At 70.7% G+C, this 23,481-nt stretch carries 26 protein-coding genes and 1 tRNA gene; 12 read left to right on the forward strand and 15 right to left on the reverse strand.

The annotated features are described in order from the left end of the window. The first annotated feature begins 71 nt into the window (after nt 1-71). Both L8951_RS04880 and L8951_RS04885 read left to right on the forward strand, forming a co-directional pair. A complete protein-coding gene (locus tag L8951_RS04880) occupies nt 72-1,160 on the forward strand; it encodes an alkene reductase (RefSeq protein ID WP_244381888.1) in 1,089 nt (362 codons plus the stop codon). Then, nucleotides 1,157-1,786: an SOUL family heme-binding protein gene (locus L8951_RS04885; protein WP_244381889.1), complete on the forward strand. Its 630-nt coding sequence runs from the start codon at nt 1,157-1,159 to the stop codon at nt 1,784-1,786. The genes L8951_RS04880 and L8951_RS04885 overlap by 4 nt, the downstream gene beginning before the upstream one ends. A 17-nt stretch (nt 1,787-1,803) precedes the next feature. Here L8951_RS04885 and ribH read toward each other — a convergent pair whose 3' ends face one another. From ribH to L8951_RS04930, 9 genes are all read right to left on the reverse strand, one after another. Continuing rightward, a complete protein-coding gene (ribH, locus tag L8951_RS04890) occupies nt 1,804-2,226 on the reverse strand; it encodes a 6,7-dimethyl-8-ribityllumazine synthase (protein ID WP_244383190.1) in 423 nt (140 codons plus the stop codon). Next, nucleotides 2,226-3,506 carry a 3,4-dihydroxy-2-butanone-4-phosphate synthase gene (ribB, locus tag L8951_RS04895; protein WP_244381890.1) on the reverse strand — a complete coding sequence of 427 codons (1,281 nt, stop codon included), beginning with the start codon at nt 3,504-3,506 and terminating at the stop codon, nt 2,226-2,228. Before ribB ends, ribH begins: the two co-directional genes overlap by 1 nt. Nucleotides 3,507-3,553: 47 nt before the next feature. Continuing rightward, nucleotides 3,554-4,168 (reverse strand): riboflavin synthase, encoded by a 615-nt coding sequence (locus L8951_RS04900; protein WP_244381891.1) that lies wholly within the window; start codon nt 4,166-4,168, stop codon nt 3,554-3,556. Between the two features lie 93 nt (nt 4,169-4,261). Further along, a complete protein-coding gene (gene ribD / locus L8951_RS04905; protein ID WP_244381892.1) occupies nt 4,262-5,230 on the reverse strand; it encodes a bifunctional diaminohydroxyphosphoribosylaminopyrimidine deaminase/5-amino-6-(5-phosphoribosylamino)uracil reductase RibD in 969 nt (322 codons plus the stop codon). A gap of 26 nt (nt 5,231-5,256) precedes the next feature. Further along, nucleotides 5,257-5,583 carry a hypothetical protein gene (locus L8951_RS04910; protein ID WP_244381893.1) on the reverse strand — a complete coding sequence of 109 codons (327 nt, stop codon included), beginning with the start codon at nt 5,581-5,583 and terminating at the stop codon, nt 5,257-5,259. A gap of 56 nt (nt 5,584-5,639) precedes the next feature. Next, on the reverse strand, nt 5,640-6,347 hold the full coding sequence (locus L8951_RS04915; protein ID WP_244381894.1) for an energy transducer TonB: 708 nt from the start codon (nt 6,345-6,347) through the stop codon (nt 5,640-5,642). Between the two features lie 100 nt (nt 6,348-6,447). Further along, nucleotides 6,448-7,749, reverse strand: a complete 1,302-nt coding sequence (locus L8951_RS04920) for a glutamate--tRNA ligase (protein ID WP_244381895.1) — start codon at nt 7,747-7,749, stop codon at nt 6,448-6,450. 56 nt (nt 7,750-7,805) lie between these two features. After that, nucleotides 7,806-8,288: a hypothetical protein gene (locus tag L8951_RS04925; protein WP_244381896.1), complete on the reverse strand. Its 483-nt coding sequence runs from the start codon at nt 8,286-8,288 to the stop codon at nt 7,806-7,808. Then, the gene (locus L8951_RS04930) at nt 8,285-9,946 is read right to left on the reverse strand and encodes an NAD+ synthase (protein ID WP_244381897.1); all 1,662 of its coding nucleotides are present in this window, start codon (nt 9,944-9,946) and stop codon (nt 8,285-8,287) included. The genes L8951_RS04925 and L8951_RS04930 overlap by 4 nt, the downstream gene beginning before the upstream one ends. A 101-nt stretch (nt 9,947-10,047) precedes the next feature. On the opposite strand from L8951_RS04930, the gene L8951_RS04935 reads away from it, so the two are divergent. From L8951_RS04935 to ytpR, 6 genes are all read left to right on the forward strand, one after another. Continuing rightward, nucleotides 10,048-10,980 carry a ribose-phosphate pyrophosphokinase gene (locus tag L8951_RS04935; protein ID WP_244381898.1) on the forward strand — a complete coding sequence of 311 codons (933 nt, stop codon included), beginning with the start codon at nt 10,048-10,050 and terminating at the stop codon, nt 10,978-10,980. Then, entirely contained in the window at nt 10,977-11,309 is a 333-nt protein-coding gene (locus L8951_RS04940; RefSeq protein ID WP_244381899.1) for a hypothetical protein, read from the forward strand. The genes L8951_RS04935 and L8951_RS04940 overlap by 4 nt, the downstream gene beginning before the upstream one ends. Before the next feature lie 144 nt (nt 11,310-11,453). After that, nucleotides 11,454-11,654 (forward strand): 50S ribosomal protein L35, encoded by a 201-nt coding sequence (gene rpmI / locus L8951_RS04945; RefSeq protein ID WP_244381900.1) that lies wholly within the window; start codon nt 11,454-11,456, stop codon nt 11,652-11,654. Nucleotides 11,655-11,675: 21 nt separating this feature from the next. After that, a complete protein-coding gene (gene rplT / locus L8951_RS04950) occupies nt 11,676-12,047 on the forward strand; it encodes a 50S ribosomal protein L20 (protein ID WP_244381901.1) in 372 nt (123 codons plus the stop codon). 163 nt (nt 12,048-12,210) lie between these two features. Next, complete coding sequence (pheS, locus tag L8951_RS04955) at nt 12,211-13,287, forward strand: phenylalanine--tRNA ligase subunit alpha (RefSeq protein ID WP_244381902.1); 1,077 nt, start codon at nt 12,211-12,213, stop codon at nt 13,285-13,287. Further along, nucleotides 13,284-15,731: a YtpR family tRNA-binding protein gene (gene ytpR / locus L8951_RS04960; protein ID WP_244381903.1), complete on the forward strand. Its 2,448-nt coding sequence runs from the start codon at nt 13,284-13,286 to the stop codon at nt 15,729-15,731. Before pheS ends, ytpR begins: the two co-directional genes overlap by 4 nt. Here ytpR and L8951_RS04965 read toward each other — a convergent pair. Genes L8951_RS04965 through ftsE form a run of 4 tightly spaced genes read right to left on the reverse strand, consistent with a single transcriptional unit; the run spans nt 15,728 to nt 18,538 of the window. After that, nucleotides 15,728-16,447, reverse strand: coding sequence for a lysophospholipid acyltransferase family protein (locus L8951_RS04965; protein WP_244381904.1), 720 nt, complete (start codon nt 16,445-16,447; stop codon nt 15,728-15,730). The two genes, ytpR and L8951_RS04965, sit on opposite strands and share 4 nt — an antisense overlap. After that, nucleotides 16,444-16,977: a YdcF family protein gene (locus L8951_RS04970; RefSeq protein ID WP_244381905.1), complete on the reverse strand. Its 534-nt coding sequence runs from the start codon at nt 16,975-16,977 to the stop codon at nt 16,444-16,446. The genes L8951_RS04965 and L8951_RS04970 overlap by 4 nt, the downstream gene beginning before the upstream one ends. Next, complete coding sequence (locus L8951_RS04975) at nt 16,974-17,840, reverse strand: FtsX-like permease family protein (protein WP_244381906.1); 867 nt, start codon at nt 17,838-17,840, stop codon at nt 16,974-16,976. Before L8951_RS04975 ends, L8951_RS04970 begins: the two co-directional genes overlap by 4 nt. After that, nucleotides 17,837-18,538, reverse strand: coding sequence for a cell division ATP-binding protein FtsE (gene ftsE / locus L8951_RS04980; RefSeq protein ID WP_244381907.1), 702 nt, complete (start codon nt 18,536-18,538; stop codon nt 17,837-17,839). The genes L8951_RS04975 and ftsE overlap by 4 nt, the downstream gene beginning before the upstream one ends. A 114-nt stretch (nt 18,539-18,652) precedes the next feature. Here ftsE and L8951_RS04985 point away from each other — a divergent pair, with 114 nt between their 5' ends. The 4 genes from L8951_RS04985 (at nt 18,653) to L8951_RS05000 (ending at nt 22,360) form a co-directional block, all read left to right on the forward strand. Next, nucleotides 18,653-19,552, forward strand: a complete 900-nt coding sequence (locus L8951_RS04985; RefSeq protein ID WP_244381908.1) for a zinc-ribbon domain-containing protein — start codon at nt 18,653-18,655, stop codon at nt 19,550-19,552. Between the two features lie 99 nt (nt 19,553-19,651). Then, nucleotides 19,652-19,738: transfer RNA gene (locus L8951_RS04990), tRNA-Leu, on the forward strand. 56 nt (nt 19,739-19,794) lie between these two features. After that, entirely contained in the window at nt 19,795-20,196 is a 402-nt protein-coding gene (msrB, locus tag L8951_RS04995) for a peptide-methionine (R)-S-oxide reductase MsrB (protein ID WP_244381909.1), read from the forward strand. 49 nt (nt 20,197-20,245) lie between these two features. Continuing rightward, nucleotides 20,246-22,360 (forward strand): transglycosylase domain-containing protein, encoded by a 2,115-nt coding sequence (locus L8951_RS05000; protein ID WP_244381910.1) that lies wholly within the window; start codon nt 20,246-20,248, stop codon nt 22,358-22,360. Here L8951_RS05000 and L8951_RS05005 read toward each other — a convergent pair. Together L8951_RS05005 and L8951_RS05010 are read right to left on the reverse strand one after the other, a co-directional pair. Continuing rightward, complete coding sequence (locus L8951_RS05005) at nt 22,328-23,029, reverse strand: M48 family metallopeptidase (RefSeq protein ID WP_244381911.1); 702 nt, start codon at nt 23,027-23,029, stop codon at nt 22,328-22,330. The two genes, L8951_RS05000 and L8951_RS05005, sit on opposite strands and share 33 nt — an antisense overlap. After that, complete coding sequence (locus L8951_RS05010; protein ID WP_244381912.1) at nt 23,019-23,456, reverse strand: YcgN family cysteine cluster protein; 438 nt, start codon at nt 23,454-23,456, stop codon at nt 23,019-23,021. The genes L8951_RS05005 and L8951_RS05010 overlap by 11 nt, the downstream gene beginning before the upstream one ends. Nucleotides 23,457-23,481 lie beyond the last annotated feature (25 nt).

The raw sequence follows: 23,481 nt of genomic DNA on the forward strand, positions 1-23,481 counted from the left end.
TTGGAGCGGGTTGAAAGCGGAAACAAGCGTGTTGACATGCATTGGCCCATAGACCCGCCCCAAGGAGCCCCATGCCCAACCTGTTCGACCCCATCGACCTCGGCGACCTCGCCTGCCCCAATCGCATCGTCATGGCCCCGCTTACCCGCGGCCGCGCCGACCGCGCGGGGGTCCACGGTCCGCTCGCGGTCGAATATTATCGCCAGCGCGCCGACGCCGGGCTGATCATCTCGGAAGCCACCGGGATCAGCCGCGAAGGCCTCGGCTGGCCCTACGCGCCGGGCCTGTGGAGCGAACGCCAGGTCGAGGGCTGGAAGCCGGTGACCGAGGCGGTCCACGCGGCCGGCGGGCGGATCGTCGCCCAGCTTTGGCACATGGGGCGGCTCGTCCATCCCGACCTCGGCGGCGGGCCGCCGGTCTCGGCCAGCGCGACGCGCGGCCCGCATCGCCTTCACACCTACGAGGGCAAGAAGGACCCGGTCACCGCGCGCGCGCTGACGCGCGACGAGATCGCGCGCGTGGTCGGCGACTATGTCCATGCCGCCGCCAACGCGATCCGCGCCGGCTTCGACGGGGTGCAGGTGCATGGCGCCAATGGCTATCTGGTCGACCAGTTCCTGCGCGATAGCGCCAACCACCGCGACGACGATTATGGCGGCAGCGCCGAGAACCGCATGCGCTTCCTGCGCGAGATCCTGCTCGGCATCGGCGGCGAGATCGGGATGGGGCGGACCGGGCTGCGCTTGTCGCCGATCGGCGAGGTCAACGGGGTCGACGACAGCGCCCCCGAGGACACCTTCACCAAGGTCGCGGCGATGCTCGAGGAGATCGGGCTGCCGTGGCTCGAGATGCGCGAGCCGGGCGATGAATCCTCCTTCGTCGCCGCCGCGCACGAGCGCGTCAGCCCGGCGATGCAGGAGGTCTTCTCGGGGCCGATCGGGCTCAACAGCGACCTCGACCGCGCCTCGGGGCAGGCGCTGCTCGATGCGGGCACCGCCGACTTCATCGCCTTCGGCCGCCCGTTCATCGCCAATCCCGACCTCGTGCGGCGCCTGCGCGAGGACGCCCCGCTCAACGCGCCCGATCCCGCGACCTTCTACAGCCGCGGCGCCGAGGGCTATGTCGATTATCCCCAGCTCGAGGAGGCCCCCGCCCGATGACCAAGACGCGATCGAACCGGTGGAAATGGATCGGCGGCGCCGCCGCGATCGGCGGGCTCGCGCTGCTCGGCGGGCTGCGCTACTTCCTCAAGGAGCGCGCCACCCCCGAACCCCCCTATCTCGTCCATGACGAGGAGGGGCGCTTCGCGGTGCGCGACTATCCCGGTTTCTGGGTCGCCGAGACGACCGCCTACGGCAACCGTCGCAGCGCGATCCGCTCAGGCTTCCGCACGCTGGCGGACTATATCTTCGCGCGAAGCCACGACGGTGACACGGTGGCGATGACCGCCCCCGTGATCGAGCAGCAGGTCGGCGAGGGGCGCTGGAAGATCCGCTTCGTCATGCCCGAGGGCGAGGATCCGCGCAGCCTGCCCGCGCCCCCCAGCGGCGTGCGGCTCGAGCAGGTGGTCGGCGCGCGCTTCGCGGTGGTCCGCTTCGCCGGGGCGCCAGGCGACTATGATCTCGAGGCCGAGGAATTGGCGCTGCGCGGGTGGCTGCGCGAGCGCGGCGACACGGTGGTCGGCGAGCCGCTCTACGCCTTCTACAATTCGCCCGCGATTCCCGGCCCGCTGCGGCGCAACGAGGTCTGGCTCGAGCTCGCGGTCCCGCCCCCCGCCGCCGACTAGCCGCGGCGCGCGCGCTGCTACTGCGCGAAGCGGTCGTGCAATTCCATCATCGCGAGCACCGCCCTGGCCGCCTCGCCCCCCTTGTCCTTGCGCTTGGGATCGGCGCGGACCTCGGCCTGGTCGCGGTTCTCGACGGTGAGGATCGCGTTGCCGATCGCCAGCCCGTCGAGCGTCAGCGCCATCAGCCCGCGCGCGCTCTCGCCCGAGACGATCTCGAAATGATAGGTCTCGCCACGGATCACCACCCCGACCGCGACATAGCCGTCGTACCGCCCCGACTGCGCCGCCAGCGCGATCGCGCCGGGCAGTTCGAGCGCGCCCGGCACGGTGATCGTCTCGTGGCTGTGCCCCGCCGCCTCGAGCGCGTCCTTAACCCCCTGCAGCAGCTGGTTGTTGAGACCCTCGTAATAGCGTGCCTCGGCGATCAGGATCTTGCCCATCACTCGTCCCCCGTCTCGATGCCGCGTTCCTCGACGATGCGCAGCCCGTAGCCGTCGAGCGCCACCGGCGCATGCCGCGTATTGGTCAGCAGGATCATGTCCTGCAGGCCCAGCGCGGCGAGGATCTGCGCGCCGATGCCGTAGCCGCGCAGCGCCGGGCCGGTGGTCGCCGGGCGCCCCGAGCGCAGGTCGGTCGAGCGGCTGAGGCTGCGCGGGGCGGCGGCGTGAAGCGCGACGATGACCCCGCGCCCCTCGCGCTCGATCATCCGCATCGCGCCCTTGAGCAGCCCCGCGCGCTCGCCCTTCTCGCCGAGCACGTCGGCGAACAGGTCGAGGCTGTGCATCCGCACCAGCGTGGGCGCCTCGGGGTCGACCGTGCCGTGCACCAGCGCCAGCTGCTCCTCGCCGCTGGCCTTGTCGCGATAGACGCGCGCGTGCCAGCGCGCGCCGGTCGCGCTCGTGAAATCGCTGTCGGAGACCTGCTCGACCATGTGATCCGAGCGCAGGCGGTAGGCGATGAGGTCGCGGATGGTGCCGATCTTGAGCCCGTGCTCAGCGGCATAGTCGATGAGGTCGTCCAACCGCGCCATCGTGCCGTCCTCGCGCATGATCTCGCAGATCACCCCCGAGGGGTTGAGCCCGGCCAGCCGCGCCACGTCGACCGCCGCCTCGGTGTGCCCGGCGCGCACCAGCACCCCGCCCGGCTGCGCGGTGAGCGGGAAGACGTGCCCCGGCGACACGATCTCGTCGGGGCCGTTGTTGGCATCGATCGCGACCGCGATCGTGCGGGCGCGGTCGGCCGCGCTAATCCCGGTGGTGACCCCCTCGCGCGCCTCGATCGAGACGGTGAAGGCGGTCTGCATGCTCTCGCGATTGACCCGCGCCATCGGCTCAAGCCCGAGCTGCTCGACCCGCTCCTTGGTTAGCGCGAGGCAGATCAGCCCGCGTCCGTGGCGGGCCATGAAGTTGATCGCCGCCGGGGTCGCCATCTGCGCGGGGATGACCAGATCGCCCTCGTTCTCGCGATCGTCGTCGTCGACGAGGATGAACATCCGCCCGTTGCGCGCCTCGTCGATGATCGTCTCGGCATCGGCGAGCACGTCGGCGCGCCCGATCACGCGTTCGAGCCGTGCGAGCGTCTCGGCGGTCGGGTTCCACTCGGGGGTGCCCAGCTTGCGCAGGCTGTTGGGGTGGAGCCCCGCTGCGCGGGCCAGCCCGGCGCGGGTCATCTTGCCGTCATCGACAAGCGATGTGATGCGATCGAGGAGTTCGGTAGCCATGGCAGGGCAATATCACATTCCAATGTGATGTCCAGCCGCCGCGTCGGCTATTGCGCTGTCGGCTCGCGCGCCGCGAGCATGCGCTCGAGATAGCGCGCGAGCACGTCGATCTCGAGGTTGAGCCGGCGCCCCACCGCGACCGTGTCGAAGGTGGTGTGCTGCGCGGTGTGCGGGATGAGGTTGACGGTGAAGCGGGTGGCCGCGCCCGCGTCCTCGACGTCGTTAACGGTCAGGCTCACCCCGTCGAGCGTGACCGAGCCCTTCGCCGCCAGCGCCGCGCCGAGCCGCCGCGGGGCCTCGAGCTTGAGGCGCAGCGAGCCGCCCTCTTCCTCGCTCGCCACCAGCTCGGCGAGCCCGTCGACATGCCCCGTGACGATATGCCCGCCCAGTTCGTCCCCCATCCTGAGCGCGCGTTCGAGGTTGAGCCGCGCGCCTTTGACCCACAGGCCCGGCGCGGTCTTGGACACCGTCTCGCCCGACACGTCGACCGCGAACCAGTCCTCGCCCTTGTCGACCACCGTGAGGCAGGCGCCCGAACAGGCGATCGAGGCGCCGAGGTCGACGCTGTCCATGTCATAGTCGCAGCCGATCACCAGCCGCTTGTCGCCGCGCTCCTCGACGCTGCGCACGGTGCCGATGTCGGTGATGATGCCTGTGAACATGCTGGGCCTTCCTGTGTGACCCCCGCCGCTTATCGTTTCGAGCGCCTGCTGCAAAGCCGTCGCGCGCGGGTAGTCGCTTCAACAAATCTGATATCAGTTTTCGTCGGGGCGATGATCGCGCAGCCGTTCGTAGACTTCGCGGCGATCGATCCCGAGGTCGGCCCCCTCGCCGATCGCCCAGCGCCCATGCGCGTCATTGATCCGGTCGAGCCCGACATAGCCGATCGAGCTCTGCCCCTCGCCGATCAGGATCGGCGCGCGATAGATCAGGATGCGGTCGACCAGGTCGGCCTTGAGGAAGGCGGTCGCCACCCCCGACCCGCCCTCGACCAGCAGGTCGTTGGCGGGCAGCCCGTGGATATCGGCGGGGTCGCGCAGCACCGACCAGCCCTCGGGCGCGTCCATCGTCCGGCTCAGGAGGAGGCGGCGGGGGGACCAGTCCTCGAGCCCGGGCAGCCGCACGTCGAGCCCGGGCGCGTCGGCCTCGTAGGTGCCGCGCCCGACGAGGATCATGTCGGCGCGGGCGCGTTCGCGATGGACGTCTGCGCGCGCCTCGGCCCCGGTGAGCCACTTCGATTCGCCCGAGGGGAGCGCGATCTTGCCGTCGATCGACAACGCGAGCTTGAGCGTCACCCGCGGTCGCCCCAGCGCGAGCCGCGTGAAATAGCCGCCGAGGCTGCGCGCCGCGCGCGTCGCGCCGCGCCCCGTCTCGACCTTGATCCCCGCCGCGCGCAGGAGCGCGATGCCCGCGCCCGCGGTGCGCGGGTCGGGGTCGGTGCAGGCGATGACGACCTTGCCGATCCCCGCCTCCTCGATCAGCCGCGCGCAGGTCGGGCCGCGCTCGCTTTCGTGCGCGCACGGTTCGAGCGTCACGTAGAGGCTGGCGCCCCGCGCCCGCGCGCCCGCGCGCTCGAGCGCCATGGCTTCGGCATGCGGGCGCCCGCCGGGGCGGGTCGCACCCTCGCCGACGATCGCGCCATCGCGCACGATGACGCAGCCGACCGCGGGGTTGGGAGCCGTGCGCCCCCGCGCCTTCTCGCCCAGGTCGATCGCCCGCGCCATCGCGGTCGCGGACGTGATCTTCGCGCTCAGAGACCCGCCCTCTCGAGCGCGTCGTCGATCTTCTGGAATTCCTGCTGCCGCGCCCTGGCCCGCGCCTCGATCGCCTCCTGGTCGGCTTCCTGCCGCGCGACGATCTCGGCGTCGCTGCGATCCGAATCATACAGCTCGACATAGGTCACGCTGCGCCCCGGCGAGGTGTTGACCTTCGAATCGACGAAGAACAGCACGAGGATGATCGACACCACCAGCACCGACAGCGTCAGCCCGATCAGGTGATCGCGATCGCGGTGCGCGATGAAGCGCTTGATGTCGCCCCACGCGGCGCGTGGACGGAAGGGGGGAATGACCGGCATGGGGACAAGATAGGATGCCGGGCGCGGCCGCGCCAGCCCCGTGCCCGCGCGCGCCGTCATTCGAGGACGAACCGCAGCCGGACGTTGACCGCGCTCGCGATCGCCACCCCGTCGCGCCGCGCCGGGGCATAGCGCCAGACGCGCCGGATGTGCTCGCTCGCCTCGCGCAGGAACACCGGGTCGACCGGCCCGAGCGGCTCGACGTCGACGATCCGCCCGTCGGAGTCGATGCTGAGCCGGAGCCGCAGTTCGGCCTCCTCCTGCGCGCGGATCTTGGAACGCGGATAGTCGGGCTGGAGATCGCTCCCGCTGGTAAGCAGCCGCGCCGCGACGAGCACCGGCGGTGGCGGCGGCGGCGGCGCGACCACGGGTGCCGCGGCGCGGGCGGGAGGCCCCGTCGCGGGCGGCCCGGCGCGCGGCGCGGGGCGCGGCTCGATCGTCGGCTTGGGATCGACGAACGGGGTCGCCCGCACGGTGCTGACCTTGGGCACCGCCACGCGCGGCTCGGGCAGCGTCAGCCGCGCGGGCGGGGGCGGCGCATCGCGCGCGGGCGGGGGCGGCGGCGCGGGGGGCGGCGGCGGGGGCAACGGGGGCGGGGGCTCGAGCGGGAGCAGGTCGACCCGGGTCAGGGGCGCCACCGCGTGCTCGACCAGCTGCGGGGGCGCGGTCAGCGCGACGCCGACCACCCCCGCATGCGCGGCGGCGACGAGCAGCAGCGGCACCGTCGAACGGTGCGCCGAACGAGGCGAGCGATATCCGAGCATCGCGAAGGCGTCCTTCGACCCCCTGCTCGCTCCAGTATATCAGCCCCCCCGGAATTATCCAGTTTCGTGGCCGAAACGGGCTAGTGATTTTCTAGCTTTTTCAGCTACCTAGCCGCGCCAGTGCGCGCCGCTTGTCGATCAGGGGGAGGAGCGCCGCCATCTCGGGGCCGGCGCTGCGCCCGGTCAGCGCGCGCCGCAAGGGCAGGAACAGCGCCTTGCCCTTGCGCCCGGTGCGCGCCTTGAGCGCGGTAGTCAGCTTGCCCCACGCCTCCTCGTCCCACTCGAGCCCGGCCGCGACCGCGCCCGCCGCGGCGAGGTAGGCGCGGTCCTCCTCGCTCGGTTCGGGCGCCTCGATCTCGCCGTCGAACACCGCAGCCCAGCCCGCCGTCTCGTCGAGCCGCTCGAGGTTGCCGCGCAGCACCTGCCAGCGCGCCGCGTCGATCGCCGCGGGAAGCCGATCGACGACATCGGCATAGTCGGTCGCATGGAGCAGCCGCGCGTTGACGATGGCCACCTCGTCCCACGCGAACCGCGCCGGCGCGCGCCCGAAGCTGGCGAGGTCGAATCCCGCCGCCAGCGCGGCAATGTCGGGCGCGGGCTCGACCGGCTGCGAGGTGCCGATCCGCGCCAGCACCGAGAGCAGCGCCATCGGCTCGAACCCGCGATCGTCGAGTGCCGCCAGCCCCTCGGCGCCCGCGCGCTTGGACAGCTTGCCCTCCTCCGAGACGATCAGCGCCGTATGGGCGAGCGTCGGGCGGTCCGCGCCGATCGCGTCGAACATCTGCAGCTGAATCGCCGAATTGGTGACATGGTCCTCGCCGCGCACGACATGGCTGATCGCATGGTCGGCGTCGTCGATCACGCTCGGCAGCAGGTAGAGCCACGACCCGTCGGCGCGGCGGATGACCGGATCGGACAGGTTGGCGGGCTCGAAACGCTGGGGGCCGCGCACCGCGTCCTCCCATTCGATCGGCGCGGCATGGTCGAGCCGGAAGCGCCAGTGCGGGGCGACGCCCTCGACCGGCGCATTCTCGCCCTCGGGACGCTCGTAGATGGGCGGCAGCCCGCGGCCGAGCAGCACCTTGCGCCGCAGTTCGAGCTCCTCAGGGGTCTCGTAGCAGGCGTAGACGCGCCCCGCGCGCTGCAGCGCATCGAAGACCTCGGCATAGCGCACGATGCGATCCGACTGGCAGAAGCTGGCGTCGGGGGTCAGCCCGAGACGGTCGAGGTCGTGCCGGATGGCGTCGGCGAACTCGGGGCGCGAGCGCTCGACATCGGTATCGTCGAGCCGCAGCAGGAACTGTCCCCCCGCCTTGCGCGCGAGCAGGCAGTTGTGCAGCGCGGTGCGGATGTTGCCGACGTGCAGCCGGCCGGTCGGCGAGGGAGCGAAGCGCGTTTTCATGGCCGCGCTGTTAAGCCGCCCGCGGCGCGCTGTCACCTCCCCCGCGCGCGCGCCGCTCAGTCGGCGGCGCCGTCTACCGGCGCGAGGCGCAGCGTGCCGCCCGGCCCCGAGATCAGCAGTTCGTGCCCGGTGTCGGCGATGATGTTCGATTGCGGCACCACGTCCTCGATCAGCACCTCGCCATCGGTCTGCGGGCGGTCGCAGCCGCCGGTGTCGGTGCCGAGGTGTTCGGGGGCGATCATGTTGCCCTCGCGGTTGAGCGCGAAGCGCATCGTCACGCAGGCGCTGTTCACCGTCATCGTCCCGTCGTCTCCGAAGCGCGCGATCGCGGGGAAGACCGAGGGCAGCTTGAGATTGTTGTGCGCAATCACCTGCCACTGGCCGTCGAGCGCGAGTTCGGCGGCCTCGGGGGCGGGCTCCTGCGTGCCCAGCGCGGCCGCGTCCTGCACGTCGGGATCCTCGGGCGCCTCGGCATCGGCGCAGGCGACGAGCAGCAGGGGCAGGGCAAGCACGGGGGCGAGGAGGCTGTTCTTGGTCATGGGGTTCCGGTCCTGAAGGCGTTGGTGATGGGATAGCGGCGGTCGCGACCGAAGTTGCGACGCCCGATTTTAACCCCGATCGGGGCCTGGCGGCGCTTGTATTCGGCGCGCAGCACGAGCTTCTCGATCTCGGCGACGAGCGCCGCGTCGGCCCCCGTCTGCCGCGCCGTCGCGGCGACCGATTGCTCTTCCTCGATCAGCGCTTCGAGGATGCGGTCGAGCAGCTTGTAGGGGGGCAGGCTGTCCTCGTCCTTCTGGTCGTGCCTGAGCTCGGCGGTCGGCGGCTTGGTGATGACGTTCATCGGCATGACCGGCCCGTCGGGGCCCTTGGCGCGGCGCGGCTTGTGGCGGTTGCGCCAGCGCGACAGCGCGAAACAGGTCGACTTGTAGGCGTCCTTGAGCACGTTATAGCCCCCCGCCATGTCGCCGTAGAGCGTGGCATAGCCGACGCTCATCTCGCTCTTGTTGCCGGTGGTCAGCAGCATCGGCCCGAACTTGTTCGACAGCGCCATCAGCGTGACCATCCGCAGCCGCGACTGGAGATTTTCCTCGGTGGTGTCGGGCGCCCGGCCCTCGAAACTGGGCCCGAGCATCGCGTGCAGCGCCTCGGTCGCGGGCTTGATCGGGATGATGTCGTAGCGGCAGCCGAGCAGCTCGGCGCAGGCCTTGGCATCCTCGAGGCTGTCCGAACTGGTATAGTCCGAGGGCAGCATCACGCACCACACCCGCTCGGGGCCGAGCGCATCGACCGCGATCGCCGCCGACAGCGCGCTGTCGATGCCCCCCGACAGCCCGAGGATCACCCCGGGAAAGCCGTTGCCGTCCACATATTCGGCGAGCCCGACCATCATCGCGTGGTAGACATCCTCGGGATAGGGATCGAGCGGGGTCTTCACGCCCTCGGCGCAGGTCCAGCCGTCGGCCCCCTTTTCCCAGTCGGTCAGCACCAGCGTCTCGTCCCAGTCGGGCAGCTGGACAGGGATCCCCCCGCCGGTGTTGACGATGAAGCTCGACCCGTCGAACGCCAGCTCATCCTGCCCGCCGACCCGGTTGAGGTAGGCCAGCGGCACCCCGCTCTCGGTCACCCGCTCGCGCACCATCTTCTGGCGCGTCTCGTCCTTGTCGAACTCGTAGGGACTGCCGTTGATGACGAGGAGGAGTTCGGCCCCTTCGTCGGACAGGTGGTGGCACACGCGCTCGAGCCAGATGTCCTCGCAGATCGGCAGCCCCAGCTTGATCCCGTTCCACGTCACCGGCGCGGGCAGCGGGCCGGGCTCGAACACGCGCCGCTCGTCGAACGTGCCGTAATTGGGCAGCTCGTGCTTGGCGCGCCAGGCGCTGATCCCGCCCTTCTCGGCGAGGAACACCGCATTGTAGAGCGCACCGTCATGGTGGTGGATGCCCCCGAAGACGATCGCCGGCCCGCCGTCGGCGGTGGCATCGGCGACATCCTCGTTGGCCTCCATGGCACGGCGCACGAAGGCCGGCTTGAGCACGAGGTCCTCGGTCGGGTAGCCGGTGACCTGCATCTCGGGGAACAGCACGAGGTCGGCGCCCGCCGCGGCGGCGCGTTGGCGCCACTCGAGCATCGCGGCGACATTGCCGGCGAGATCGCCGACCCTCTGGTTCATCTGGCACAGCGCGAGGCGAAATTTCATCCGACCCGCTTAAGCGCGCGACGCCGTGCCCACAAGCTTGTGCTGGGGCGCGTCGCCCCGCTAAGGAAACGGCACATCTTCTTCTTGGGGGCTCCCAGCACATGAAACTGCTCGCCGGCAACTCGAACCCGCCGCTCGCCAAGGCGATCGCGGATTATCTCGAACTCCCGTTGGTCGAGGCCAGCGTCAAGCGCTTCGCCGACGAGGAGATTTTCGTCGAGGTGCACGAGAATGTGCGCGGGCAGGACATGTTCGTGATCCAGTCGACGAGCTACCCCGCCAACGACAACATGATGGAACTGCTCATCATGATCGACGCGCTGCGCCGGGCCTCGGCCAAGCGCATCACCGCGGTGCTCCCCTATTTCGGCTACGCCCGGCAGGACCGCAAGCCGGGGCCGCGCACGCCCATCTCGGCCAAGCTCGTCGCCAACCTCATCACGCAGGCGGGCGCCGACCGCGTGCTGACGATGGATCTCCACGCCGGGCAGATCCAGGGCTTCTTCGACATCCCCACCGACAATTTGTGGGCCGCGCCAGTCATGGCCGCCGACATCCAGGCGCGCTACGGCGACAAGAAGATCGCGGTCGTCTCGCCGGACGTCGGCGGGGTGGTCCGCGCGCGCAGCCTCGCCAAGCGGCTCGACAACGCCCCGCTGGCGATCGTCGACAAGCGCCGCGAGCGCGCGGGCGAAAGCGAAGTCATGAACATCATCGGCGAGGTCGAGGGGCATGCCTGCATCCTCATCGACGATATCGTCGATTCGGGCGGCACGCTCTGCAACGCCGCCGCCGCGCTGAAGGAGCAGGGCGCGACCGACGTAATGGCCTATTGCTCGCACGGCGTCCTCTCGGGCGCGGCCGAAGCCAAGATCAATGCATCGGTCCTCAACGAGCTCGTGGTCACCGATTCGATCCACCACGAAGGCATGGGCGACAGCGAGAAAATCCGCACCCTCACCATCGCCCCCCTCTTCGGCGAAGCGATCAGCCGCATCGCCGACGAGAGTTCGGTGTCGAGCCTGTTCGATTGATCGCGCACCTCCTCCTTGCCGCGCTCGGGACGGTCGACCCGGCACGCGCGCTCGGCCAATGTCTCGAGAATGAGCAGCGCGATACGCCACGGGTCGAATGCTACGTCCCGGCGATCGCGTCCGAGCGCGCACGCATCGCCGCCGCGCTGCCCGGCGCGGTCGCCAACCATGGCAGCGCCGTGGTCGAGGCCCATTCGGCTTGGCAGGCGTTTGTCGACCGCAAATGCAAAATCACGCTCGGGGCCGGTGGCGGGTCCGAGCAGATCGCTGCCTGCTGGCTCGGGGAATCGCGCCGCCATGCCGACTGGCTCGAGGACGCCGCCTTCTAGTCCTTGCAGAATCGCCGCGCCCTCGCTAAGTGCGCAGCCGATCTTCCAAATCATTGGAAATCCGACCGGTCCGGCCAACTAGGCTGCCGCGGCAGGTCGAAATCGTCGTCGCGCCTTCAGACGCGACATGAAACGGAGACGAAAATGCCGAAGATGAAGACCAAGAGCGGCGTCAAGAAGCGCTTCAAGATGACCGCTTCGGGCAAGGTCAAGCACGGGGTCGCGGGCAAGCGACACCGGCTGATCAGCCACAACGCCAAGTACATCCGCCAGAACCGCGGCACCGAGGTGCTGCCTGCCTGCGACGCCAAGCGTCTCAAGCAGTGGGCGCCCTACGGCCTCTAAGAACTGACGGAGAGATAAGACATGGCACGCGTCAAACGGGGTGTTACCACCCGCGCCAAGCATAAGCGCATCCTCAAGGAAGCCCGCGGCTATTACGGTCGCCGCAAGAACACCATCCGCATCGCCCGTCAGGCGGTCGAAAAGGCCGGCCAGTACGCCTATCGCGATCGCAAGGTGAAGAAGCGCAGCTTCCGCGCGCTCTGGATCCAGCGCATCAACGCCGCGGTCCGCGCCGAGGGCCTGACCTACGGTCGCTTCATGCACGGGCTCAAGCTCGCCGGCATCGAGCTCGACCGCAAGGTCCTCGCCGACATGGCGATGCACGAAGCCGAGGCCTTCTCGGCGATCGTCGCGCAGGTCAAGAAGGCGCTTCCCGCCGAAGCCGCCGCCTAAGGCCGGCTCGACCGAATGAACGAGGGCGCCGGGGAGACAGTCTCCGGCGCCCTTTTTCATGCCCGCGCCGCGCCACCCTCCGCCGGCGATCGGGTGGTCGTGCAGCATCGCGCCTTGAAACAGCCCTCGCCAAGCGGCTAGGCGAGGCCGCGAAGGAAGAAACATGCCCGCACCCGAAGACCTCGTTTCGCTCTACACCGCCAAGGTGGCCGCCGCGCCCGACCTCGCCGCGCTCGATGCCGTGCGCGTCGAGGCGCTGGGCAAGCAGGGGGCGATCACCCAGCTGCTCAAGACGCTGGGCAAGATGGACCCCGACACGCGCAAGGTCGAGGGGCCGCGGATCCAGGCCGCGCGGCAGGCGGTCGCCGACGCCATCGAGGCGCGCAAGGCCGCGCTAGAGCATGAAGCGCTCGAGGCCCGCCTCGCCAGCGAGCGGCTCGACCTCTCGCTGCCGGTCGAGGAGACCCCGCTCGGCAGCGTGCACCCGGTCAGCCAGGTCATGGACGAGCTCTCCGAGATCTTCGCCGACATGGGCTTTGCCGTCGCCGAGGGCCCCGAGATCGAGGACGACTGGCACAATTTCGAGGCGCTCAACATTCCCGAGGCGCACCCCGCGCGCGCGATGCAGGATACCTTCTACGTCGACACCGGCGAAGAGGGCGCCCCGCCGGTGCTGCGCACCCATACCTCGCCGGTGCAGATCCGCACCATGATGCGCGAGGAGCCGCCCCTCCGCATCATCGCGCCGGGCCGCGTCTATCGCTCGGACAGCGACGCGACCCACACCCCAATGTTCCACCAGGTCGAGGGCCTCGTCATCGATCGCGACATCCACATGGGTCACCTCAAGTGGACGCTCGAGACCTTCCTCAAGGCCTTTTTCGAGCGCGACGACATCGTGCTGCGCCTGCGCCCCAGCTACTTCCCCTTCACCGAACCCTCGGCCGAGGTCGACGTCGGCTGGTCCGAGCAGAAGGGCCGCCGCGTCGTCGGCGGGTCCGAAGGCTGGATGGAGGTGCTCGGCAGCGGCATGGTCCATCCCAAGGTGATCGCCAATTGCGGGCTCGATCCCGACGAATGGCAGGGCTTCGCCTTCGGCTGCGGTATCGACCGCCTCGCTATGCTCAAATATGGCATGGACGATTTGCGCGCCTTCTTCGACGGCGACCTTCGCTGGCTCAAACATTATGGATTCGGCATGCTCGACACCCCCACCCTGTCGGCGGGAGTCGGCGCATGAAGTTCACCCTCTCCTGGCTCAAGGAGCATCTCGACACCGATGCGAGCCCCGAGCAGATCGCGGCGACGCTGACCGCCATCGGGCTCGAGGTCGAGGACGTCACCAACCCCGCCGAGGCGCTGCGCCCCTTCAAGGTCGCCAAGGTCATCTCGGCCGAAAGGCACCCGCAGGCCGACAAGCTGCAGGTGCTCTCGGTCGATGCCGGCGAGGGGCCGATGCAGATCGTCTGCGGCGCGCCCAACGCGCGCGCGGGGATGAAGGGGGTGTTCGGCGGCCCCGGCACCTATGTCCCCGGCCCCGGCTTCACGCTCGGCAACGCCACCATCCGCGGGGTCGATTCCTCGGGCATGATGTGCTCGGCGCGCGAGCTCGAACTGGGCGAGGACCATGACGGCATCATCGAGCTGCCCGCCGATGCCCCGGTCGGCCAAAGCTATGCCGATTATGCCGATCTCGACGACCCCGTGTTCGACGTCAACGTGCTCGCCAACCGCCCCGACTGCATGGGGGTGCATGGCATCGCGCGCGACCTCGCCGCCGCCGGGCTCGGGACCCTGCGCCGTCCCGACAGCGATGCGCTGCCGCCGAGCGAGGACACCCCCCCCGTGGACGTGCGGATCGAGGGCGAGGGGTGCACCGTCTTCTGGCGCCGCGCGATCCGGGGCGTGAAGAACGGGCAGAGCCCCGAATGGCTGCAGCGCCGCCTCAAGGCGGTCGGGCAGAAGCCGATCAGCGCGCTCGTCGACGTCACCAACTATTTCACGCTCGACCGCGCCCGCCCGCTGCACGTCTACGACCTCGCCAAGCTGCAGGGGGACATCGTCGTCCGCCGCGGGCGCGGCGAGGCGGATCGCTTCATGGCGCTCAACGATAAGGAATATGTCCCCACCGAGGAGGATATCGTCATCGCCGACGATCGCGGTGCGATCGGGCTCGGCGGGGTCATCGGCGGGGCCGCGACCGGGGTCGACGAGTCGACCACCGACCTGCTCGTCGAGAGCGCCTGGTTCGACCCCGAGACGGTGGCGCGGACCGGCCAGCGGCACAATCTGGTGACCGATGCGCGGATGCGCTTCGAACGTGGGGTCGACCCGGCGTCGACGCGCGAGGGGGTCGAGGCACCGGTGCGGATGATGATCGCGCACGCCGGCGGCACCGCCAGCGCCCCGGCGGTCACCGACGTCTCCCCGCCCGAGGGCTATCCCTACCGCCGCAACGTGGTCGCCTATCGCCCGCAGCGGCTCGCCGAACTCGCCGGCATCGACCTTGCCGACGAAGCCCAGCGCGCGCTGCTCGAACGGCTGGCGATCCACCCCACCGACGTGGCGCGCTTGTGCGAGGATCACGCCGACCCCGCCGCCGCTGCGCGCCACTACGAGGCCGTCGCGCGCAAGGGCGGCTGGCTGCTTCACATCCCCAGCTGGCGCCCCGACATCGAGGGCGAGGCCGACGTGGTCGAGGAAATCGCGCGCCTTCACGGCTATGACAAGATTCCCTCGACCCCGCTCGCGCGGCCCTTCGGGGTGGCGCGCCCGACCGCGACGCGCGCGCAGGTCGCCGAGCGCCGGCTGCGCCGCACCGCCGCGGCGCGCGGGCTCCACGAGGCGATCACCTGGAGCTTTGTCTCCGACGCACAGGCGGCCCCCTTCGGCGGCGGCGCCCACCGGCTCGCCAACCCGATCAGCGAAGAGCTCAAGGTCATGCGCCCCTCGCTCCTGCCCGGGCTCGCCGCCGCGGCGCGGCGCAACCTCGACCGGGGCCAGTCCTCGGTGCGGCTGTTCGAGATCGGTCGCCGCTACCTCGCCGAGGGCGAGAAGCCGACGGCGACGCTGCTCCTTGTCGGCGAGGCGCGCCCGCGGGGCTGGGCCGCGGGCAAGGCACGCGCGTTCGATCCCTATGACGCCAAGGCCGAGGCCTATGCGCTGCTCGAGGCCGCGGGGGCGCCGACCGGCAACCTCGCCATCTTCGAGGGGGCGGGCGCCGACTGGCATCCCGGTCGCTCGGCCGCGCTCGGGCTCGGGCCGAAGAAGATTCTCGCCCGCTTCGGCGAACTCCACCCCGCGCTGCTGAAGACGCTCGACCTGCCCGAGGGCACGGTGGCCGCCGAGATCTACCTCGACGCCATCCCCGCCCCGCGCAGCAAGGAGCGCGCCCGCGTCGCCTACGCCCCCCCCGCGCTCCAGCCGGTGACCCGCGACTATGCCTTCTTCGTCCCCGAGGACCTGCAGGCCGCGCAGCTCGAACGCGCGGTCGCGGGGGCCGACAAGAAGCGCATCGTGGCGACCCGCATCTTCGACCGCTTCGAGGGCAAGGACGGGCTCAGCCTCGCGATCGAGGTCACGCTCCAGCCGCGCGACAAGAGCTTCACCGATGAGGAACTGGCCGAGCTCTCGCAGAAGATCGTGACCGCCGCCGCGGCCAAGGGCGCCAAGCTGCGGACCTAGCGCGCTGCGTCGTCCGCCGGGGCCGACGGGTCCTCGTGGACGAAGCGATTGATCGCCTCGTGCACCGCGCGCTCGATCTCCTCGCGCGACAGCCCGGGGGGAATCACGTCGCCGACGTGGAAGCGCACTGTGCCCGCCTGCTTGACGAAGCCCTTGGGCCACACGTGGATCGAATCATGCGCGATCGGGATCACCGGCATGCCGAGCATGCGGTAGAGCCCGGCGAACCCCGCGCCGAGCTTGGGGGCGGCGCCCGCGGGCACCCGCGTGCCCTCGGGAAAGATCACGATCGGGCGACCGTCGGCCTGCGCCTTGCGCCCGCGCTTGACCATGTCGCGCAGCGCCTTGGCCCCCGCTTTGCGATCGACCCCGATCACCCCGAACACGCGCGTCACCCAGCCCCACAGCGGCAGGTCGACCAGTTCCTGCTTCATCACCACGATCGGGGTGCGGGCGAAACGCAGCGTGTCGACCGCCTCGAGCATCGCGTGGTGCTTGACCGCGATCAGATAGGCGCCCTCGGGCACCTCGCGGTTCCACACGAAGCGGATCCGCAGCACGTGCTTGACCAGCCAGCGATGGAACACCGCCCAGAAGCGCACCACCGCGCGCAGCGGGCCGCGCCCGAGCGGCGTGACGAGCAGCGCGACGGTGCACACGAGCACGGTTCCCGGGTAGAAGATCAGGGCGAACAGGAGGCTGCGCAGGAGGTTCATAGCCCGGCCCAGATGCCGATCCGGCGCAGCACATATTTGTTATATTCGGAAAAGAGGATCAGCAGCGAGGGCTCGGTCGGCACCGCGTCCTCGATGATGACCACTTCCTCGCCCAGCGCGGCGCGAAATTCGAAGGCGGCGCGGCGCATGTGCCAGTCGCTCGTGACCAGCGCGATCTCGTCGATGTCGTTGGCCTCGATCCACGCCTTGGCTTCCTCGGCATTGGTCCTGGTATCGACCGATTCCGACCCGATGGTGATGCAGCAGTCGAACAGACCCTCGCGGCCGCCCGTCACCTCGACGAGGTCGGCCTGCGTCACCAGCGGGTCGGCGCCCGCGATCAGCAGCTTGTCGACGCGCTGCTGTTCGAGCCGCTCGATGCCCTGCTCGATCCGCCCGCTGCCCCCGGTCAGCACGACCGCCGCATCGGCCACCTCGTCTTCCGGCGCGGGGCGCCCGAGGCTCACCGCGAAGAGGATGAAACCGATGGCGTAGACGCCGACGAGCAGGGAGAAGAGACGCAGGATCATGGCTGCCGATGCAGATCGCGCAGGATCGTCGCGCGCGCAACCACATATGCGATCGATGCGGCGAGCGGAGGCAGCAGGAAGAGCAGCGCGAGGTCGCCCGCGTCGATCAGCCGCGCGCCGCCGACGAGGAATGACAGGCTCGCCCCCCCGCTGCGCGAGACCGCGAACAGCAACAGGATCGCGAGCAGGCTGCCGAGCGTGCCCCCGCTCAGCGCGTCGCGCGCGATGCGCCGGTCGAACTGGCGCGCCACCTGCCCGTCGGTCGCCCCCATCCCGTGCAGCGTGGCGATGGTGGCGCGGTTGGCGGCCAGCGCGGCGCGGGTCGCCAGCACCACCGCCGCCGCCGCCGCCAGCGCGATCGCGAGCACCAGCCCGAGCCCGGCCAGCGCGACCGCGCGCAACGCCCCGAGGAGCGGCGCCAGTGTCTCCGCCTGCGCCGCCAGCCCCGCGCCGGGGTAGCGATCGGCGAGCGCGGCCTCGAGCGCGGTGGCGCGGCCCTCGACCCGCACCTCGACCAGCGCGGGCAGTGGCAGGTCGGCCTCGCGGGCGGCGGGGCCGAGCCAGCGGGCGAGCAGTGCGTCGACCTCGGCGCGCGGCACCGCCGTGGCCTCGGTCACGCCGGGCTGCGCGGCGACGAAGCGCGCGAGCGCGTCGGCCTCGTCCGCCCCGCCCGGCAGCTGCACGACATAGTCGCCCGCGCTCGCGGCGGCGACCAGCCGGCTGCCGTTGGCCAGCGCCAGCCCCGCCGCGCCGGTCACCGTCATCACGAACAGCATGATCGCGAGCAGGTAGCCGGTCGCCCCTGCCCCCTTGCCGCGCAGCCCGGGCAGCAGGCTGGTCTCGCGCGGGGCGCGCGCGCTCACGAAGCCTCCCGCCGCGGCGGGTGGCGCAGCGCGCCGGTCGGATCGTTGAAGGTGCCGCGGTCGAGCCGCAGCAGGGTGGCCCCCGGGGTCTGCTTGACCAGCGACAGGTCGTGGGTGGCCACGAACACGGTGGTGCCGAGCCGGTTCAACCCGCTGAACAGCGACAGCAGCCGCCCGGCCATCTCGGCATCGACATTGCCGGTCGGCTCGTCGGCGACCAGCAGCTCGGGCTTGCCGATCACCGCGCGCGCGATCGCGACGCGCTGCTGCTCGCCCCCCGACAGGGTGGGCGGGCGCGCGGTGGCGCGGTCGGCGAGCCCGACCCAGTCGAGCATCTCGGCGACCGGCCCCGCGATCTCCTCCTCGTCATGCCCCATGATCCGTAGCGGCAGCGCGACATTGTCATAGGCCGACAGTTCGTCGACCAGCCGGAAGTCCTGGTAGACAATGCCGATCCGCCGCCGCAGCGCGGGCAACGCGTGGCGTGGCAGCGCGAGGATGTCCTCGTCGAACAGGGTGATGCGCCCGCGCGTCGGCTTCTGCGCGAGATAGAGCAGCTTGAGCAGCGAGGTCTTGCCCGCCCCCGAGGGGCCCGTGAGATAGTAGAACCCGCCCCGCGCGAGCTTGAAATCGAGGTCGTGGAGGACTTCGGCGCCGGTGCCATAGCGCAGCCCGACATGGTCGAAGGCGGCGATCATGCCGCCGGCTCCGTCCGCCGCATCCCCGCCCCGGCCCGACTCCCCCGATTACCGCCAAAACTTGCCATCGGCGCCATGTTGCGCTTTGTGCCTTAAAAGTCGAGTGGGGAAACCATGATCCTAACCTGTCCCGCCTGTGCGACGCGCTACAATGTCAAACCGGGGGCAATCCCCCCCGAGGGGCGCACCGTGCGCTGCGCCAATTGCGGCCACAAATGGCACGCCGAGGCCGAGGCCGAGACCCCGTCCGGGGCCGAGACCGAGGCTCAGGCTGGGGCCGAGCCGAGCCCGCCGCCCGAGCGCGCCCCCGACCCGGCGCCCGCGCCCGAGCCGGCGACCGCCGCGGTCGAGCCCGACGCGCCCGAACCCGAGTCCGAGCCTGGACCCGCGGCGCCCGAACCGACCCCCGAGCCCGAGCCCGAGCCCGAGCCAGACCCCGAGCTCGTCGCTGATCCCGACCCCGCGCTCGTCGCCGAGGTCGAGGCCCAGGCCGAGCAGCAGGCCGACGCGATCGCCGAGGAACGGGCGACCGAGCCCTTCGCGGCCGAACCGGTGCACGACATCGGCTTCACCGGGATCGAACTCGACGACGAGCCCGCGCCGCGGCGTCGCTGGTGGCCGTGGCTGCTCGCGCTGCTCGTCATCGTCGCCGCGGTGGTCGCCGCCGCGCTGTTCGCCCCGCCACAATGGAAGGACCGGCTGGGGCTCGCCGAGGCCGGCCCCGCCGCCGACAGCCCGCTCGAACTCGTCCTCACCAGCCAGTCGCGCACCAAGCTGCCGAGCGGCAACGAACTGCTCACCTTTGGCGGCCGGGTGGTCAATTCCTCGCCCCAGCCGCAGGACGTGCCGCCGATCCGGGCCGAGCTGATCGATGCCGCGGGCACGGTCGTCTACAGCTGGACGATCGCCCCGCCCGCGCCCCGTCTCGAGCCGGGGCAGAGCGCCAGTTTCAACAGCGCCGAGGCCGATATTCCGGCGAGCGCGCGCGACCTCAGCCTGACCTTCGCCAACTAGGCGCCAAAAAGCGCCGACAGGGCCTTGCCGGGTCCCGATTCGCCTGCTAGAGGGCGCGCCTTACCAGCGTGGACCGCTTCGGTCCGCGATGCTCCGGGTGCGGTCGTGGCGGAACTGGTAGACGCGCAACGTTGAGGTCGTTGTGGCCGAAAGGCCGTGGAAGTTCGAGTCTTCTCGACCGCACCATTTTCCTCCCCTGCAAGGACGAGCAACCAACCGCCCCCTCGGGCGGTTGAGGCCCCATGGCCGACAAGCATCTCACCGACGCCGAGTGGCGCGACCGCCTGAGCCCCGAACAGTTTCGCATCCTGCGCGAGGCGGGTACCGAGCCCCCCTTCTCGGGCGCGTTGAACGACGAGAAACGCCCCGGCACCTACCGCTGCGCGGCCTGCGGCGAGGAGCTGTTCAAGGGCGATGCCAAATATGATTCGGGCTCGGGCTGGCCCAGCTTCACCGCCCCGGCGGACCGGGACAGGATCGACGAACATGCCGATTCCAGCCACGGGATGGAGCGGGTGGAAATTCGCTGTTCAGCTTGCGGGGGCCACCTTGGCCATGTCTTTCCCGACGGTCCCGGCCCGACAGGGCTGCGCTATTGCGTCAATTCGGCGAGCCTCGAGTTCGAGCCCGAGGCCGACGACTGAGCAATAGCCGCTTGCCCCCGCCCGGTCGTCGCCCTACCCCCGGAGGCGCATGAGCCAGAGCATCAGGAAAATCGCGTTTCGTCTCGCCAAGTGGGGCGCCGCGCTTGCCGTCCTCGGGGTCCTCGCGCTCGCCGCCGCGGTCTTCATCGCCTACCAGTCGCTCCCCAGCTACGAGCAGTTGCGCACGCGCACCGACCTCGGGCAGACGATCCGCGTCCGCGCCGCCGACGACAGCATCCTCGTCTCGATGGGCCCCAGTTTCGGGCGCTGGCTCGCCTATGACGAGATCCCTCTGACGATGAAGGAAGCGATGGTCGCGGTCGAGGACCGCCGCTTCCGCTCGCACCCCGGGGTCGACCCGATCGGCATCGCGCGCGGCATGTGGGTGTCGATCAAGGCGGGCGACGGTCCCGGTGGCGCACGCGGCGTCTCGACCATCACCCAGCAGGTCGCGCGCAACATCTTCCTGACCCCCGACCGCAGCCTCGTGCGCAAGATGCGCGAGGGCGTCATCGCGCTGGCGCTCGAGCAGAAATTCTCCAAGGACCAGATCCTCGAGCTCTACCTCAACCGGGTCTATTTCGGCGGCGGCGCCTATGGCATCGACGCCGCCTCCAACACCTTCTTCGGGCATCCCGCGACCGAGATGACGCTGGGCGAGGCGACGATCATCGCCGGGCTCGTCAAGGCGCCCTCCAATTATTCGCCCACCGCCGACCCGGAAGCCGCGCGGGGCCGCGCCAGCGTGGTGCTCGATTCGATGGTTCGCTACGGCTTCGTCTCGGCGCAGGAAGCCGCCGAGGTCGACCCCGCCGAGATCAATATCCAGAAGCCGATGGGCGGCAACGCCTCGCGCTACTTCGTCGACTGGGCGCTGCCCCAGCTCGACACGCTGATCCGCGAGACCTCCGAGGCGATCGACGTCTACACCACGCTCGACCCCAAGATGCAGCAATGGGCCTCGGAGGCGGTCAACGCGCATGCCCCCGCGGGCGCGCAGGGCGCGCTCGTCGCGATCGACCGCGACGGCGCCGTGCGCGCGATGATCGGCGGCAAGGACTATGTCGAATCGATCTACAACCGCGCCGCGGTCGCCCGGCGCCAGCCGGGTTCGGCCTTCAAACTGTTCGTCTATCTCACCGCGCTCGAACGCGGGCTGCGCCCCGACGATGTCGTCATGGACGAAGCGGTGACCATCGACGGCTGGACCCCGCGCAACGCCAACCGCACCTTCCTCGGCCCGATCACGCTGCGCGAGGCCTTCGCCCGCTCGGTCAATACCATCAGCGCGCAGATCGGGCAGGAGATGGGCTTTGGCACCATCGCCGCGATGGCCAGCCGCTTCGGCATCTCGGACCCGATCGACACCTATCCCTCGATGGTGCTCGGGACCAGCGAGGTGCGCCTCCTCGACATGACCCGCGCCTATGCCGCGGTGGCGCGCGGGGGCGTCTCGCTTCCCCCTTATGCGATCACCAAGGTGGTCACCGCCGAGGGGCGCCTGCTCTACAGCCACCAGCCCGCCGCGCCGCGTGTCCTCGTCGCGCCCTGGGTCGCGGCCGACATGATCGACCTCCTCCAGACCGGGGTGCGCTCGGGCACCGGGCGCGCGGCCTATCTCGGGCGCCCGACCGCGGGCAAGACGGGGACCACCCAGTCCAATCGCGATGGCTGGTTCATCGGCTTTTCCTCGGGGCTCACCGCCGGGGTGTGGATGGGCAATGACGACAACCGCCCGGTGCGCGGGTTGCAGGGCGGCACCGCCCCCGCGCGCGCCTTCCGCGACTTCATGAGCCGCGCCGTGGCCGGCCGCCCGGTCGAGCCCTTCGAGACCCCCGGCGAGCTGCCCGACTGGCAGCTCGAGCCCGACGAGGAGGCGTGGATGGAGGGCGACCCGCTGCTCGACCCCTATGGCGCACCGATCGAGGCCGAGCCGCTCGACCCGCTCGCACCGCTGCCGGGAGAGGGTCCGCCCGCAGTCGACGAGGATTGGCTCGACGACGTCCTGCGCCGCGACGGGCCGCGCCCCAACCCGCTCGAGCGGCCCGCGCCGCCGCCGGCGCCCCCCGCGCCCCAGCCGCGCGCGCGCGACAATCCCGAGGCGGTCCGGGTCGAACCGCTCGTGCCGCCTTCAGGCGCCGACCAGCCGCAACCCCGGCGCTAGCGCGCGCAAGGCAGCGCGGGCGCGCTGCGGATCCCCCTCGTAGAGCGCCGCCTCGGCGGCGCGAAAGGCAGGCGAATGGTCCATGTGCAGACGGTGCGCCACTTCGTGCGCGGCGACGTAGCGGCGCAGCGGGTCGGGCACGAGCACCAGCCGCCACGAGAAACGCAGGTCTCCGCGCGCCGAACAGCTCCCCCAGCGGCCCTTCGCGTCGCCCACGCTGACCGCGCGCACGTCGACCCCGGCCGCCGCCGCATAAGCGGCGACATCGGCCGCCAGCAACCGCCGGGCCTCGTCGCGCAGGAAGCCCTCGACCCGCCGCGCGAACCCCGCCGCGGGGCCGCCGATGCGCAGGGCGCCATCGTCGAGCACAGGGCGGCGCGGGGCGGCGGGGTCGTAGACCAGCCGCAACGTCGCGCCGCGAAAGGGGATCGACGCGCCCGGTTCGAAGGGCCGCGCCTCGGGCCGCGCCGCGCGCTGGCGCGCGATCCATGCCGCCTCGCCCTCGGCCCATGCCAGCGCCGCGCGCGCCGACCCGCGCTTTGGCAGCACCAGCCGCACCCGATCGCGCACCGCATCGTAGCGCAACGAGAAGCGCCGCGCGCGAGCGTGCCGCACGAGGTCGACCGCGATCGGCGGCTCGAGGCTCGCGATCAGCGGCTCAGAGCGCACGATCGACGAGGTGATGTTCGATGTCGCCGGCCTCGTCCTCGCTCACCGTCCAGCCGCGCACCGACTGGCCTTCGCGATGCACGGCCTCGGGGTCGCCGCACAGCAAATGGTGCCAGACCGGCAGCGGCTTGTCCTCGGCGCGCAGCCGATAGGCGCAGGTCGAAGGTAGCCAGCGCGTCGCCGCCACCTTGTCGGCGGTCAATTGCAGACAATCGGGGACGTGAGTCTTGCGCTCGCCATAGTTGGTGCAGCGCCCGCTTTGCCTATCGAGCAGCCGGCACGCCACGTTGGTCGGATAATGGGCGCCGGTGTCGGCATCCTCGGCCTTGTGCAGGCAGCAGCGCCCGCAGCCGTCGCACAGGGCCTCCCACTGCCCCGCGTCGAGTTCAGCCAAGGGCTTTTCCCAGAACGGTTTTTTGCTATTCATCGGGGCGACCTTGGGCGGCCACGCC

The sequence above is a fragment of the Sphingomicrobium astaxanthinifaciens genome (genome assembly GCF_022865105.1).
GTDB classification, from domain to species: Bacteria; Pseudomonadota; Alphaproteobacteria; order Sphingomonadales; family Sphingomonadaceae; genus Sphingomicrobium; species Sphingomicrobium astaxanthinifaciens.